The organism is Clostridium sp. C8-1-8, assembly GCF_009928445.1.
In the GTDB taxonomy this organism is placed as follows: Bacteria; Bacillota; Clostridia; order Clostridiales; family Clostridiaceae; genus Clostridium_AR.
In genome coordinates this window covers 161,192-176,911 of record NZ_JAABNO010000007.1, presented here as the reverse complement: position 1 = coordinate 176,911, position 15,720 = coordinate 161,192, and the positions used below count along the sequence as shown (strand labels likewise).

Sequence of the window (15,720 nt, the reverse complement as noted above, 5' to 3'; positions counted from 1 at the left end):
ATTAGTTGTATATTAAAAATATTTAATTTAAATAAAGTATTTATTTTCAAGGAGGTCACTATGAATATTGAATACACACTTTCAGAGGAAGAATTCATACAGGGAAGCATAGAAAATAAAACGCATCATAAATACTACAAAAAAGGTAAACTTATAGAAACTTACGTTCTTACTTTTTTCAGTTCCTTACTTCTCACACTCATATCAGGGGAGAACTTTGTATTTTTTATAATATTATACATAGTTTGCATACTCATAATACCTTTAGTTACTAAAAAGAAGATAAACGATGTAATTAAAAAAAATATAAAATATAATTTATCCAAAAAATCCATATTCTTAAATGATGAGAGTATATTGGTAACATCATCCCTCTCTCAAAAAGAAATACCCCGTAAATCACTTGATAGGTTATTGGAAACCGATAAATACATACACCTTTATACTAATGATTATAAAGATACTATATTTGTACCCAAAAGAATATTTGAAAGTTTAGAAGAAGAAAAAAAGTTTCTCGACTATATTAATAAACTTTTAGTTTATTAGCCATTTTTATACAATCTTCTAATTCAAAAGTAACAGATATAACTTTATCATATCTGTTACTTTTTTCATTAACCTAAAGCTTCTGCTAAAGCTGAAATTACCTTAACAAATATAGCTACTATTGCTACTCCTGCCCCCTCAACTAAAAGGTAAAAACTTAAAGCTACTAGTCCAGCAAATAAAAGAATTTTTCCTCCAGTAGCTAGAACATTAACGACCTTGTCAGGTAACTCGTTAAATCCGACACTTATTTTCGTAAATAATTTTTGATCTTGTCTTTCCTTGGCAATTTCTATTTCTATTGTTTTTTCTTCAGTATTAAACCCGAACTTTATAGTTCCATTAGTAATAGATATTCCTAATCTATTTACTAAATCTTCAAGAATACTTGTTAAATTTCCTATCGATGGACTCACAATCGGAGTGACTACACTTAATTTATCAAATACCCATTCTATATTTTCTATTTTTCCATCTTTAACAGAAACCGTATTGTTTGAAGAACCAATAAAAGGTGTCAATCCAAACTCATATTTTATATATATAGGTCCATTATATACAACAAATTCATGATTAAGCTTAAAGTCATTTAATTCTATTTTTAATATATTCATAATAGATTTCGCATCTTTATTTAACTGTTCCATACTGATTGTGCCCATTAAATTCTTTACTGCATTTATAACCTTCTGTGAATATCCACCATTAACTACATCATCATGGCTGTGGGTATTAGTAGGAAGTTCAATTAAAGCTGCTTTTGCACCAATTGATTTAGCCCAAGCTATCATAAATCCACTATCTTCACCATAACCATTCCTCTGTTCAAAGCCAAATTGATTTCTAAAGAACTGACCAATTTGAGGATCACCGATAGCAGCATTTTCCCAGCCATGAAGATCTATTACTACCATTTCACCTGAGGTACTATTCTTAACTCCTTGTATGAAAGTACTCAAACTTCTAGACTCTGAAACACTTAATGGAGCATCTCCTGTCCAGTTTCTTGTAGTACCATGAGGGGTAAAGCCTATAGGATAATCTCTATTAGTATCAACTGCTCCTACTATTGTACATCTTCCTGGTCCATTATTAGTATAGCCATCTATGAGCCCATCTGGATTTGCTGCTGGAATTACATATACAGTCCATCCATTTGTTGAACTGCCTGCAAGCGAATTAATTAGATCATTACCTATATAAACTAATTCAATTCCGTCTCTGCTCCAATTATCTTCAAATCCGTGCTGTTCACAAACAAATACTAAAGAATTACTTCCACTGCCTATCTTATATGCTGCCAAATCTCTGCCTTTACCGCTTGTACCATATACTATCCTTTGTGCGCCAGCTACAGATACTTGAGGTATTGTAATAGGGCTTATTGAACTTCCTTCATATCTAACATAACCTGATTTTGTATTTGGCCCTTTATCTGTATTATAAACAACATGTGTCATTCCATTTTTCTTATATAATGGTGTTGCTGCTTCATATGGATCTAAAGAACCCAAGTGAGCACCATTTTCATCCAACACTTCTTCAGCACTAGATCCATTATGCCATTCGCCTTGCCTGTCATATTTTATTAAGGATGGGACATTAGTAACATAACCTTGTCTTACTACGCTTCCTGCTGGATACTGAACTAAAGTTAGTTGCTTTGTATACCCTACATCCAATACTGTAATTCTATCTCCATTTGATACTTGTCTTCCTGCTATTGTGTTTCCATTTGCATCTCTTATATATAAGTCATCACCTATAACCTGTGCATTGTTAGGATAAGTAAATCCGCCTGGAACTACTTCACCAGGGTTTATACCACCTGTAGGATTAGATGAACCATTTGCTCCAGCATATACAACATAACCTGACTTCGTATTTGCTCCTTTACTAGTGTTATATACCACATGAGTTTTACCATCACTAATTTTATACAAAGGTGTTGCTACTTCATAAGGATCTAAAGAGCCTATTACTGTATTGTTTTCATCATATACACTTTCTGCACTAGATCCATTCTTCCAAGCACCTTGATTTATATACTTGATTATATTAGTATTGTTAGTTACATAACCTTGTCTTACTGAAGTTCCTGCAGGATACTGTATTAAAGTAAGCTGTTTTGTGTATCCTACATCAAGAACTGTGATCTTATCACCATTATCAGTTTGTCTTCCTGCAATTGTATTTCCATTCTCATCTCTTATATAAAGAGAATCCCCTACTATCTGAGCATTGTTTGGATAGGTAAAACCTCCTGAAACTATTTCTCCTGGTTTTATATCTGGATAATTCTTTCCCATTTTTATTCCTCCTCAAATTTTATAATTGTAATTTTTAATCTTTGTTGAATTATGCTGTTAAACGTATGATTTTTATTGAATATCAAAGTCACAAAATAACCACCTCCTTTAATGCGTTAGCATTTAATAAAAAAGTCGCTGAATCGGCCTTCTTCAGCGAGCTTTTTTGTACATCTGCCTTTTCTGAACCTATGTGAAGAGATTCTAGAAGTCGATATAATTTTATTTTTTACTGTTTAACATAAATATCTGTTCTAAGCCTTTGATATTACTAGGTTTATCTAGCAAAACACCTTTTTTCATGGCGCAAAAAAGCACTTAGCGATTAACTAAGTGCTTTCCTCTTAAACAATTTCTATGATGTAATACTAACACATGGAAACTAAGGTATGTAATAAGCTGTTTATAAGAATAATATTAGATTTATACTAGTTTTTTATTTTTATGTTTAATTCTACTTTAAACGACACTGCTATAATATGTTGTATAAAGTTAACAACTATCAGTGAATAAATGTGCTTCTAATAATAGTTATACAATTATGAGGATTTCAAAAAAATGTTGTAAATAAAATATTGATGATATAAATATTCTAGCTTCTATCATGCTTTATACAATAAGAATATTTTAAGAGAGTTAAATGACATAATATATTTAGAAAAGCAAAAGTGTTCAGAATAGTTCACTAGAATTCCTAAGTTTGTATCCAGCCTTCGAAGAAATGGATTAAATACTTGTGAAAGGGCATGTGTTTTATGAAGAAAAAAATGTTATTACCAGTACTGGTTTTATTATGTGTTAGTTTAGTAGGATGTAGCACTAGTAATTATGTTAATTATGCTTCTTCCAAGACTAACATATCTGAAAATAACGATTCAAATTCAAAAAAAGAAGCAACAAGTGATTCTACTATTTCAACTAGTAATTCTAATTCAAATCAGCAAGCAACAAGTAATATGAACCACTCAAACTCAAAACAACAGATTAATAACGAAAAAACTTATAGCATAGCAGAAAAACAATATAATTATAATCAAAATAACAAAACAATGGCTTTGAAATATCCTCAAATAAATGGAATGTCAAATGCTAGTAATCAAAATAAAATAAATACTTTAATAAAAGAACAAGCGTTAAAATATGTGCAAGTTTATTTAGATAACAAAGAAAACTTCAACATTAACTTAGGTTATGAGATATGTTTAAATAAATATGATCTTTTGAGTATCAAATATTCAGGCATTTTTTCTTCAAAAGACGTGGCTTATCCAACAAACCTATTATTTTCAACTAACGTTGATTTAAAAAATAATAAAGTTCTCAATTCTGGAGACATTGTAAACTTAGATAATAACTTTTTAATAACATTAAAAAGTAAAGGGATTATAGCTAATAATTCTAATAAAGACTTGTATAATGCCCAGAAGGACCAGCTACAAAGTTATTCTACAAATAATTTTAACAACTCAATTATCTATATATATCTATATGAAAACTCAATTTCAATAAGTATAGATGCTCCTCATGCTATAGGGGATTACATTGATTTAAAATTGCAATATCAAGATATAAATAAGAGTATTAATAATACCAATAGTACTTTAAGTAATTTCTATAAACATGTAATAAGCTAAGTAATGTTTATCAATTATATATAATAACTAACAATAAATCTGTAAAAAATATGCTAAATTGAAAGAGCATCTCTAAGGCTATAAATTATAGCTTAAGAAATGCTCTTAACTTGAATTAGCTTCTGTCTTCATTTTTACTTCCTACTAATTAGCATAAGTTCATTAAAGGTATTAGCTTATTTAGTATCTTTTTCTTTTTATCAATTATATAAATGTCATTCATGCAAAGCCTATCAGCTATTTGCTTATATTGCAGTTTCTTAAAATACCTAAGTTCAATAAGTTTATACTCATCCTCTGTTAATATGCTCAATACATTATCTATCCTCTGTAATTCTATCTCTTTCTTTCTCTTAAGCATTTCTAAATTATAGATTTTATTTTCCTTATACTCTACTTCATTCTCTACACTTGAAGTAATCTTATTCGTAGAACTTGTCCTTCCTCCATAGTAGATTGCACCCACTCCCCTATATTCATTCTTTATTTCTTCTATGTCGAGATCTATATTTTTTATTTCTACTTCAGTCTGCTTATAATTAAAAAGCATCGCTTCAATTTTCTTATATTCATTACTTGCTCTCATTATTTCTCACCTATCCTTATATATATTAAATTAAGATGTTATATTAAGTATCTATTATAATCTTCCCTCCTTTATTATTGTTTAATGAGATAATATCATGTTCTAATAGAATACGCCAACTCCACTTTGGTATATATTTCTTTATTTTACGAATTTATCTTCAGTTTTTGCGAACACATGTTCTATTTTCTTATTTTTTCGATTGACTTTATGTGCTATTGGAATATAATATATTCTATAAGTACATATCCAAATAAAGGAGTGATTATTTTGTTCGGCAAGAACATAAGAGCTATTCGAGAAGCTAAAGGACTTGGAGTAAATGAATTGTCTAGACTAAGCGGCGTCAATGCAAGCTATATTAGTGCCTTAGAAAGAGATGAAAAAAAGAACCCCTCAGTAAACACACTAGAAAAACTAGCTGATGCACTAAAAGTTAATATAAATGATATTATGAAAATCAGTGCTACTAATTCTTATGAAAGTCCAACTTCAAATCAACAAAATCTTAATGAAAAAATATCTTTAGCTAATACCAAAACTGAAGAATTTGAAAGTGCAGAGGATGCTATGCAGTTCATACTAAAGCAACCTGCAATCATGGGCTATGGAGGCTTTGATATAAAAAAACTATCAGATGATGAATTGCTTCAATTTGCTAACGAACTACTAAATCAGCTGCAATTATTAGGTCTTAAATACAAAAAGTAAAGGAGGATAATATGTATTATTGGATTGATGATATAATTTTCGGACTCAAGGAAAGCTATAGTACAGAGGATGTTTATGAGCTGTACGACTACCTAGATATAAAAATACATAAGATAGAAGCTGATAATATATTATTAAGTGGGAATTATAGCTTCTATTATAGAGATCTAAATGATAAAGAAATAGTCTTTATTAGGAATGATATCAAGGGAGTAATGGAGAACTTTATATTACTTCATGAACTAGGTCATGCACTTCTTCATACAGAAGTTTTTCAAGCTGCATTTAATAAAAACTTTAGTAACATAGGCAAATTTGAAAAACAAGCTAATTATTTTGCTTTCAAGATGCTAAACATAAAGCTTGATATTATAGAACTAGAGTCTATGACAATTGATCAAATTGCTAGTTGTATTGGAATCTCCAAAGAGTTATCATATTTAATAACAGACTTTAAGTAGTTTATAGAAAGCTATGGAGGAAGATTTTATGATTAAAATAACCTTTCTAGGAACAAATGGATGGTTTGACACTGAAACAGGAAGAACTGTATCAATACTCATAGAGCACAATGACTACTATATAGTACTAGATGCTGGCAATGGCATTTCAAGACTACCACAGTATATAAAAGATGATAGACCTGTTTATTTATTTTTAAGTCATTTTCACCTAGACCATATATCTGGGCTTCACACCTTATCTCTTAACAAATTCTCTAAAGGCCTATATATTATATCTCAGCCTAACAGTGAAGGGATTATTAAACAATTTATCAACAATCCTTACACAGTGCCTATAGAAAAATTACCTTTTGATACACATATAATCAATGCCCTTGAACCTAATATTGATTTACCTTTTAATGCAACCTTCTTACCTTTAGTTCATAGTACAGAGGTTTTAGGTGGCAGATTCGAAATAGAGGATACAGTTATCTGCTACTGTACAGATACAGCCTACTGCGAAAATGTGATAACCTTAGCTAAAGATGCTGACGTCTTAATTACCGAATGCAGTATGAAATCCAAAGAAACCTTTTCAGATAAAATTCACTTAAACCCTGAACTTGCAGCAAAACTTGCTTCAGAAGCTAACGTAAAGAAATTATTACTTATGCATTTTGATGCCAGTAGTTATCTAAAGCTAGAAGACAGAGTAAGTGCCGAACTAAGTGCTGGACAAATATTTAATAGCACCTTTGCTGCAATAGATGGCTTAGAGGTTGAAGTTTAGGTGTAGGTTGCAGAGTTTATAACTCAATCATTAATTTATGCTCTCATGAAAACTCGTATAACACTGGATTTTCGAACAGTCATAAATTAAGTCCTCATATAGAAACTCTATAAGTATGTACCCCTTTATTTAAATTTACATTTTTAAAGTCTTCTCTCAGAACCTATATGAGCTTTAAAAATAGTTTTCATATTAAAGTGGTACATATTTTTCTCTAATGTGACTTATTTCATATCATTGATAACTTTTTTGTATTATCCTTGTTATATTTTTAACTTGACTATACTTAGCCGCTGTATTATAGTAAATTACGTGAATAGAAAATTAAATACAGACAGTTCGTAACCATCCTGTCTATAAACAAAACTAGGACGTAATGGGTTTTTAAGCTGATTATTTCAATATGATAGCTCTTTTTGTATTGGAATTTCTGTAGCTATACATATACCCTACTACTACCGGTTTAGGTAGTTTTTTTTGTTTATGGGCATTTTATGCCCTTTTTTGCTGTATAGAAAAATATTATGAACAATAATGGTTTCGAACTCTCTAAGTTAGGGAGGCTTTAAAATTAAAAAGATTGGTTTAACAACAACGGTTCCTATAGAGGTTCTTATAGCTGCAGGCTATACCCCAGTAGATTTAAATAATATTTTTGTAGTTTCAGATAACCACTTAAAATACATTGATTTAGCTGAAAAAGATGGTTTCCCTAAAAGCCTTTGTGCTTGGATAAAAGGGCTATACGGAGCTTGTATAGAAAACGGAATTGAAGAAATAATTGGCGTTATGGAGGGGGACTGCTCCAATACAAAGGCACTTATTGAAGTGCTTCAATTAAAAGGAATTAAGGTACATCCCTTTTCTTTTCCTCACAGTCACAGCCTAGAGGATATAGAAAGAGAAATAAAGAAGCTAATGGCTATCTTTAAGGTAGAAGAAGCTGAGGTTGAAGCTGTTAGAAGAAGACTAAATCAAGTTAGACTTCTTGGCAAAGAGTTAGATGAACTAACTTACATTCACAATAAAGCCACAGGTTTTGAAAATCACTTATATCAAGTTAGTCTAAGTGACTTCAACGGAGATATAGATGGTTATGAGGCTGATTTAGTAAAAGTAATAGGGGAAATAAAAACTAGAAAAGCCATAGATAAAAAGCTTCGTTTAGGCTATATAGGTGTTCCACCAATGACTACGGATATCTACAGCTTCGTGGAAAATCTTAATGCTCACTTTGTATATAATGAGGTTCAAAGAGAGTTTGCCTTTCCGCGAGGAAATGAAGCTAATAATATATATGAGCAATACTATGATTACACCTATCCATATAACACTGACTTTAGACTTATTGAGCTAAAAAAGCAGATAAAAGAGAGACAATTAGATGGAATAATCCACTATACTCAGGCCTTCTGCTATAGAGCTGTAGAAGATATAGTAATTAAAAATAACCTTGATATTCCTATCTTAAATATCGAAGGTGACAAGCTAAACACTTTAGACGCAAGAACAAAGCTCAGATTAGAAGCTTTCCTTGATATGTTACTAGACTTGAAGGAGGCAGACAAATGAGAATTTTAGGAATAGACCTGGGCAGTCGAGAGGTTAAGATTGTAATAATGGAAGATAACCTTCTAGTTGAAAAGAAAAAGATCAGCACTATGAGGTTTTACAGAGACTTCTGCCATTTAGATGGAAAGATTGTAGTTGATTTAGATAAGCTTCAGGTAGGACCTTTTGATAAAGCCGTATCTACAGGCTACGGAAAAAACAATACTGACTTAAAACTCTTCACTCAGATAAATGAAATAAAAGCTCATGCCTATGGAGCAATGTATCAAAGCTCTTTAAAGGATTTTATTCTACTAGATGTAGGAGGACAAGACGTTAAGATCGTTAAGATTGAAAAAGGGCTTACTACTGATTTGGAGCTTAATGAAAAATGCGCAGCTTCCTGTGGAAGGTATTTAGAAAACATGGCCAATGTTCTTGAGATATCCTTTGAGGAAATGAGTAAATACGCAAAGGACCCTGTAGACTTGAACTCTACCTGTGCAGTATTTTCCGAATCAGAGCTTATTGGAAAGATAGCTGAAGGTGTACCTATAGAGAAATTATGTGCAGGAGTAAACTACTCCATGTATAAAAGACTTCGTCCTCTTTTAAGCAATTTTAAAGGAGATAGGCTAGTCTTAACTGGTGGTGTTGCTAATAATACTGCAATAAAAAATTATCTAAAGAATGACTATAATGAAATAATCTCTGTAGAAGAGCCACAGTTTAATGGAGCCATTGGCTGCTGCTACTATGGAAGCAAGTTTTTAAAATAGATTAGGAGGAATAAAATGTATATCTTAAAAGCAGAACACAGCTTTGACAGTGCTCACTTTCTTGCTCACTATGATGGAAAGTGTGGAAATATCCACGGTCACAGATGGAAAGTAGAAATTGAAGTTCAAGCAGATAAATTAGTCAGTGGTGGTCATCTAGACGGTATGGTAATAGATTTTGGTGATTTGAAAAAAGATGTTAAAGCTATGGTTGATTATTATGACCATGCTTTAATTGTAGAAAAGAACACTATGAGAGAAACAACATTATCTGCACTTAAGGAAGATGGCTTTAAAATAATCGAGATGAACTTTAGAACTACAGCAGAAAACTTCTCAGCTTTTTTCTATAAAACTATGAAGGAAAAAGGCTATAAGGTTAAGAGCGCTACGGTTTATGAGACACCTACTAACAGTGCTAGATATGAGGAAAGTGAGGAAACTTTATATGACCTATAAGGTAGTTGAAAAATTCATCAGCATAAACGGTGAAGGTAAGCGTTCCGGAGAACTTGCTATTTTTATTAGATTTGCTGGCTGCAACTTAAACTGCAGCTACTGTGATACCACCTGGGCAAATGAGAAAAATGCTCCATATGAACTTATGTCTTCTGAGGATATCTATAATTATATAAAATCAACAAAGGTTAAAAACATAACCTTAACTGGAGGTGAGCCCCTTCTTCAAGAAGGTATAGTTGAGCTTTTAGAACTTCTAGCAAGTGATGACAACCTAAGAGTTGAGATTGAGACTAACGGAAGTGTACTTCTTGAGAACTTCACTAAACTTAGCAATCCGCCTAGCTTTACTATGGATTATAAGCTTCCTTCAAGTAATATGGAACGACACATGAAGCTAGACAACTTCAAATATCTTTCTGCTAAGGATACAGTAAAATTCGTTTCTGGCAGCATGGAAGACTTGGAAAAAGCTAAAGAAATAATAACTAGCTACAAGCTTACAGAGAAAACTACTGTATATATAAGCCCTGTGTTTGGCCAAATATCCTTAGACAGCATTGTGGAGTTCTTAAAGGAAAATATAATGAATGACGTTAAGCTTCAAATACAGCTTCATAAGATTATATGGGACCCAACTGAGAGAGGTGTATGATATGTCCATTGATACTAAAGCAATTGAAGAACATATAAGAGGTATTTTAATAGCCTTAGGTGATGACCCAGAAAGAGAAGGCTTATTAAATACGCCAAAACGTGTGGCAAAGATGTATGAAGAGGTTTTTAAAGGAATGAATTACAGCAACGAAGACATAGCTAACATGTTCAATGTAACCTTTGAAGATGACTTGAATGTAACTGGAAACCTAAATGACTTGGTGTTTATTAAGGATATTGAAATCTTTAGCCATTGCGAACATCATCTAGCACTAATGTACAATATGAAGGTCGCAGTAGCTTATGTTCCTAATAAAAAAATTATAGGTCTAAGCAAGATAGCAAGAATAGCAGACATGGTTGGAAGAAGACTTCAGCTTCAAGAAAGAATAGGCAGCGATATTGCTGAGATACTTCAAAAGATAACGAAATCTGAGGATGTAGCAGTTATCATCCAAGGTGAACATGGCTGTATGACCACTAGAGGTATAGAAAAACCTGGAACTAAAACCATAACCACTACACTAAGAGGTAGATTTAATACAGATCAAATGTTAAATAGTAAGTTGATTATGCTTTATAGTAAGTAATATAACTAAAGCGCTTCAAATTAGTTATAACACTATGCTGTATAAGCTAAGTAATCCTTTAAAATATTAAATAAAAGACTTAAAAAACAATTAGAAATTCTTAGATGAAAACTATAGTTAATAAGTCAGATGAATTATAGACTACATTGCTTATATTTAGTCTATGTATAAAATAAATGAAATAAATCTATGTACAAGTGAGTACACGATATATATTAAGGATGGTGTAATTATGAACAAAGAAAAAGCTGTTGTAGTATTTAGTGGTGGACAAGACAGCACCACATGTTTATTTTGGGCTAAGAAGAAATTTAAAGAAGTTGTAGCTGTATCCTTTGACTACAATCAAAAGCATAAGCTTGAGCTAGAATGCGCTAAGGATATTTGCAAAAAACATGGTGTAGAACATCATATTTTAGATTTAAACTTATTAAATCAACTAGCACCAAACTCTTTAACAAGACAAGATATAACCGTTGATAAAAATGCTCCTACAGAAGGCCTTCCAAACTCTTTTGTAGACGGAAGAAATCTTTTATTTTTAACCTTTGTGGCTGTATTTGCTAAACAGAGAGATATAAACACAATAATAACTGGAGTATCTCAAAGCGATTTCAGTGGATATCCAGACTGCAGAGATGTATTTATAAAATCTCTAAATGTTACTTTAAATCTTGCTATGGATTATCAGTTTGAGATACTTACCCCTTTGATGTGGATCAATAAGGCTGAAACCTGGAAGCTAGCCCACGACTTAGGCGTTTTAGAAATAGTAAAAAATGAAACCTTGACTTGCTACAATGGAATAAAAGGAAATGGTTGCGGAGACTGCCCTGCTTGCAAGTTAAGAAAAAACGGATATCTAGAGTTTAAGAAGGGCTATCTATAGAACTTCAAACTAATTTATCCTTCAAGTTAGATTCGTAGAGATTAGAATAGGACTGTGCCTTAAGAATTAACGTTCAACGCTGCTCAGTCCTGATTTTATATATATCTTAATTAAATTAATCATTTTTAGATTTTCTAGCTATAATGTTAATTCAGATATAATCTTTCTAATTTAATCTTAATTTCTTTTATTTTATCAATACTTAAGCCAGTTCTTTGTTCAACCACTTATTCACTAACTCCTAATTTTATAAAGTTTACTTATGCTGCTTCTGCTTTTCCTTCAGGGATTCCTACGGCTCTTCCTTCAGCCATTCCTTCAACTTTTACTTTTTCTCTTGCTCCTTCAACCATACTTTTTTCATCTAGTATCTGCTTCATTTGAAGTTCAGCAAGCATTACTGTTTCAGGATCCCTGCTTAGCATATCTATTCCCTGTTCCCATCATTCATGTCTCAAAGCATATGCCAATTGTAATCCCATCTACTATTAGAAATTCTGCTAGTTAAGTAATATCAACTAAGCTTCTAAGATTATGCAGAGAGATTATTTATACTTTTTCAGTGATGAATGTATCTAAACTTCATATTATTATCTATTTCAGCGGTTTTATAAATTTATAAACTCATTCACATCTTCTTTAAGCGTACTAAATATGCTTTCAATATTGCTATAATATTTAGTATGATTTTTTATCCATTTATCTGAAATTATTTCTAATATAAAACAATCATAGGTGTAACTAGAAAGTATAGAAATTGATATTGCATAAAATTCTTTTGTAAGAACTATGTCTACCTTTTTATCTCCATAAACTATAAAATCCTCCATGCATACTTCTGTTCCATCAATTGACTTATCGATAAATTCTCGTATTTTAGTAAATATTTTTAACCCCTCCATTAATTTTGTGAAAATATAAACTATATCGGTACCTATTGGCTCCGGTAAAGTAATTCCTCTTCTATCGTATACTTTAATATATAATGAATTTTTTAACATTATTAAATTCTATACCTATATACTGTATTTTATATTTATTGCATAACAACTTATTTTATTATCAAGAAAAATGGCCTAAAACTCAAATTTCTCTCAGTTTCAGACCATATAGTTAATATGACATACTACTTATTGTAAAACCTTAATAATATATTTTCTTATATTAATCAATTTGTATTTTCGTTATTTCATTAAAATCTTTATACTAGGTGTCCATCCATCCTCATTTTTATATACTTCAGATAGAACTTCACAAAAATTATCTACTTCTACATTTATAATATCATATTCGTCTCCAGGCTCAATATTTATGTATAATTCTATTTCAATAATATCACCAGTCCTCAATATTGATTTAAAAAATTCTTGAACTATAGACATCCTTACTGTTAAACTTTCACCACTATCTAATCTATTGCCACATACATAAATTTCAATCCCATCAGCCCCAAATAAACATTCTGCATTTGAATCCATGGGATTATCTGTTAACTCAAAGACTTTTTCCAATTCATTTTTCCCTCGAACTTTATTAATATAGTATTTTGTTCTTTCGCTTACATTTGTACCTTGATTAACCCAAAATCTTGAATCTAATGCCCTTTTAGCAATAAAGTACGATAAATCCGTCATTTTTTCACTAGTAATATAATTTTCTGATATATGAAAAACCCCAAATACTCCAATACTCATAATCATTACCTCCTTGTATCCCCATTAATATCCTTCTGTGAATAGAGGAATAACATATTCTCCTGTTCTTTGACCCTTAGAATTATATTGAAAAATATGTTCATGGTCATATAAATCCACACCGTTCGAATTATGTGTATGTGGATCGCTTCCTATATAAAAATCCTATCTACTAAATTGCTTTCCAATATCATTATAGAAAGTACATGATTTAACAAGTCCAGGAACTTCATTATCCAATTTCTCATATATAGAATTCGTTGGACTCATTTTAGGTGCTTGCCCTTTTCCGACCACCCAAAACTTATGCCCTTCTGTGGTATCTAGCTTTGTATTCCCTATACTCACATGAACAAGTGTATCAACTTCATGCCCAAAAGTTTGTTTTACTTTCTTAAACTCTTTTTCACCTGTTTCTGGATTCTCAGAATAAACTTCATCCCCAGGCTTTATATCTTCAATTGATTTTGGCCCGTCCTTTGTTTCAACTTGTATTCCTGCTACGAAACAATTAAAATCTGAGCATGCACCTACAATTTCATTTATTCTTTCTTCAGAATCTATACTACGACATAAGCCTTCTACCATCGAACTAATCTCTTGAGCGAAGTTGTTTATGGCAGATTGAATTCCTGCAAAATATGCTTCCCACATCTTTTGAGATTGCGATGGTTTATTACCAGATTCTCCGAATATCCACGATATTAAGCTATCCATCCAGTCATATCCATCTGGATCAAATCTAGTAACTGGATTATTACCACAATATGCAAATACATTATGGGATAATAATTCACCTAAGCTACCATCTACTGCATCAATATTAATAAATCTCCCCCATTCAGGATTATAATATCTTGATTGTAGATAATATAACCCAGTCTCGGTATCATACCTATAGCCTCTATATCTATAAGGATTTTTAACTCCTACAGTATCTTTTAGACTTCCTGTTATTGATATAAGTTTTCCCCAAGTATCGTAAGTATAACTTACTACTTGGTTTCCTGAAGTGTCTATTAAGCCTATTGTATCACTTTGGGCATTTCTTATATAGAAGTATTCTGTGCCGTTTAGTATAATGCTAACTAGTTTTCCATTAGCATCGTAATTATATCTTATGCTTGTACCTTCTTCATCTTGCTGAGATATTACTTTATCTCCATCTAGATAGTACTTTGTAGTTACTCCATTTACACGCTTTTCTGTTCTTATTCCTGCATCATTATATTTAAATCCTACGACACGACCATCGCTTAAACTTGTCTTACTTCCTTTCGGGTCAGTTATACTATTTAATAACCCTTTGCTTTCATCAAAATCATAGCTTACTGTATTACCCATAGTGTCTGTTAAACTATTGACAAACTAGACAGACTGGTCTATTATTAAATTAAGCAATACATCATCTTAGAAATAAGATGACTTCTAAGAATATAATCACACAAAAATTAATACACGATAAAAGGAGACCTTACAGTGGCAAAAAATACAAAAGGTGAACAATCAAAAAATAATATAATAGAATGTGCTTCGAGTTTATTCATGAAAAATGGATATAATGCCACAGGAATTAATGATATATTAGCTTGTACCGGTCTTCCTAAAGGCTCCTTCTATTTTCATTTCAAAAGCAAAAAAGACTTGGCCTTAAGTGTATGTTTTTACTTTGGGGAAAGAATTGGTTCAATGGTACTTAATTCTGCTGAGAATAGAAAGTGGACTGAATTTATAAATGATTTAATGAATAAAATGATAGCATCTGCTGAAGATAACACTCACTATGGCTGCCCTTTTGCAGTACTTGGACTAGAAATTGCCTTTTCTGAACCTGACCTTGCAGAATATTATTCAAAGGCAATGAAAAAATTAATTGATATCTTTAGTGAGGTTTTAAAATTTTCTAATGCTCCTGAAGCAGAAATAGATGCATTGGCCAACAAAGCCTTTGCAATTTATGAAGGTTATTTACTGTATTACCGCATTAGTAAGGATATAAGTTTATTAAATAGAATGAAAACTGATCTTATTTCAGTGTTTTAACTATTTACTAATGAAGGGAAAATATTGAATATC

18 protein-coding genes are annotated in these 15,720 nt (G+C 31.4%); 12 read left to right on the top strand and 6 right to left on the bottom strand.

What is annotated here, in order from left to right; genetic code table 11:
• Positions 1-60: 60 nt before the first annotated feature.
• A complete protein-coding gene (locus GXK57_RS09815) occupies positions 61-549 on the top strand; it encodes a YcxB family protein (protein WP_160675119.1) in 489 nt (162 codons plus the stop codon).
• Positions 550-617: 68 nt separating this feature from the next.
• Here GXK57_RS09815 and GXK57_RS09810 read toward each other — a convergent pair whose 3' ends face one another.
• Complete coding sequence (locus GXK57_RS09810) at positions 618-2,858, bottom strand: M14 family zinc carboxypeptidase (protein WP_160675116.1); 2,241 nt, start codon at positions 2,856-2,858, stop codon at positions 618-620.
• A gap of 755 nt (positions 2,859-3,613) precedes the next feature.
• Between GXK57_RS09810 and GXK57_RS09805 the strand changes: the two genes are divergently transcribed.
• Positions 3,614-4,492, top strand: coding sequence for a hypothetical protein (locus GXK57_RS09805; protein ID WP_160675113.1), 879 nt, complete (start codon positions 3,614-3,616; stop codon positions 4,490-4,492).
• Between the two features lie 148 nt (positions 4,493-4,640).
• On the opposite strand, the gene GXK57_RS09800 is transcribed toward GXK57_RS09805, so the two are convergent.
• Entirely contained in the window at positions 4,641-5,078 is a 438-nt protein-coding gene (locus GXK57_RS09800) for a sigma-70 family RNA polymerase sigma factor (RefSeq protein ID WP_160675110.1), read from the bottom strand.
• Positions 5,079-5,348: 270 nt separating this feature from the next.
• Here GXK57_RS09800 and GXK57_RS09795 point away from each other — a divergent pair, with 270 nt between their 5' ends.
• From GXK57_RS09795 to queC, 9 genes are all read left to right on the top strand, one after another.
• On the top strand, positions 5,349-5,789 hold the full coding sequence (locus GXK57_RS09795; RefSeq protein ID WP_243156399.1) for a helix-turn-helix transcriptional regulator: 441 nt from the start codon (positions 5,349-5,351) through the stop codon (positions 5,787-5,789).
• Positions 5,790-5,800: 11 nt separating this feature from the next.
• Entirely contained in the window at positions 5,801-6,250 is a 450-nt protein-coding gene (locus GXK57_RS09790) for an ImmA/IrrE family metallo-endopeptidase (protein ID WP_160675104.1), read from the top strand.
• A 28-nt stretch (positions 6,251-6,278) separates the two neighbouring features.
• Positions 6,279-7,025, top strand: a complete 747-nt coding sequence (locus GXK57_RS09785) for a ribonuclease Z (protein WP_160675101.1) — start codon at positions 6,279-6,281, stop codon at positions 7,023-7,025.
• A 570-nt stretch (positions 7,026-7,595) separates the two neighbouring features.
• Positions 7,596-8,597, top strand: coding sequence for a 2-hydroxyacyl-CoA dehydratase (locus GXK57_RS09780; protein ID WP_160675271.1), 1,002 nt, complete (start codon positions 7,596-7,598; stop codon positions 8,595-8,597).
• On the top strand, positions 8,594-9,355 hold the full coding sequence (locus GXK57_RS09775; RefSeq protein WP_160675098.1) for an acyl-CoA dehydratase activase: 762 nt from the start codon (positions 8,594-8,596) through the stop codon (positions 9,353-9,355). Before GXK57_RS09780 ends, GXK57_RS09775 begins: the two co-directional genes overlap by 4 nt.
• A 15-nt stretch (positions 9,356-9,370) precedes the next feature.
• Complete coding sequence (gene queD, locus GXK57_RS09770) at positions 9,371-9,814, top strand: 6-carboxytetrahydropterin synthase QueD (protein WP_160675095.1); 444 nt, start codon at positions 9,371-9,373, stop codon at positions 9,812-9,814.
• Positions 9,804-10,469 carry a putative 7-carboxy-7-deazaguanine synthase QueE gene (queE, locus tag GXK57_RS09765; RefSeq protein WP_160675092.1) on the top strand — a complete coding sequence of 222 codons (666 nt, stop codon included), beginning with the start codon at positions 9,804-9,806 and terminating at the stop codon, positions 10,467-10,469. The genes queD and queE overlap by 11 nt, the downstream gene beginning before the upstream one ends.
• Position 10,470: 1 nt before the next feature.
• Positions 10,471-11,061, top strand: coding sequence for a GTP cyclohydrolase I FolE (gene folE / locus GXK57_RS09760; protein ID WP_160675089.1), 591 nt, complete (start codon positions 10,471-10,473; stop codon positions 11,059-11,061).
• Positions 11,062-11,290: 229 nt separating this feature from the next.
• Positions 11,291-11,950 (top strand): 7-cyano-7-deazaguanine synthase QueC, encoded by a 660-nt coding sequence (queC, locus tag GXK57_RS09755; protein WP_347709087.1) that lies wholly within the window; start codon positions 11,291-11,293, stop codon positions 11,948-11,950.
• Between the two features lie 260 nt (positions 11,951-12,210).
• Here the strand turns inward: queC and GXK57_RS09750 are convergent, their stop codons facing one another.
• The 4 genes from GXK57_RS09750 to GXK57_RS09735 form a co-directional block, all read right to left on the bottom strand.
• Positions 12,211-12,375 carry a hypothetical protein gene (locus tag GXK57_RS09750; RefSeq protein WP_160675083.1) on the bottom strand — a complete coding sequence of 55 codons (165 nt, stop codon included), beginning with the start codon at positions 12,373-12,375 and terminating at the stop codon, positions 12,211-12,213.
• A 183-nt stretch (positions 12,376-12,558) separates the two neighbouring features.
• Positions 12,559-12,951 carry a hypothetical protein gene (locus GXK57_RS09745; protein WP_160675080.1) on the bottom strand — a complete coding sequence of 131 codons (393 nt, stop codon included), beginning with the start codon at positions 12,949-12,951 and terminating at the stop codon, positions 12,559-12,561.
• Positions 12,952-13,134: 183 nt separating this feature from the next.
• The gene (locus GXK57_RS09740; protein ID WP_160675077.1) at positions 13,135-13,644 is read right to left on the bottom strand and encodes a hypothetical protein; all 510 of its coding nucleotides are present in this window, start codon (positions 13,642-13,644) and stop codon (positions 13,135-13,137) included.
• A gap of 165 nt (positions 13,645-13,809) precedes the next feature.
• The gene (locus tag GXK57_RS09735; RefSeq protein WP_160675074.1) at positions 13,810-14,988 is read right to left on the bottom strand and encodes an RHS repeat-associated core domain-containing protein; all 1,179 of its coding nucleotides are present in this window, start codon (positions 14,986-14,988) and stop codon (positions 13,810-13,812) included.
• A gap of 135 nt (positions 14,989-15,123) precedes the next feature.
• Between GXK57_RS09735 and GXK57_RS09730 the strand changes: the two genes are divergently transcribed.
• Positions 15,124-15,687, top strand: a complete 564-nt coding sequence (locus GXK57_RS09730) for a TetR/AcrR family transcriptional regulator (protein ID WP_160675069.1) — start codon at positions 15,124-15,126, stop codon at positions 15,685-15,687.
• Positions 15,688-15,720: the final 33 nt, after the last annotated feature.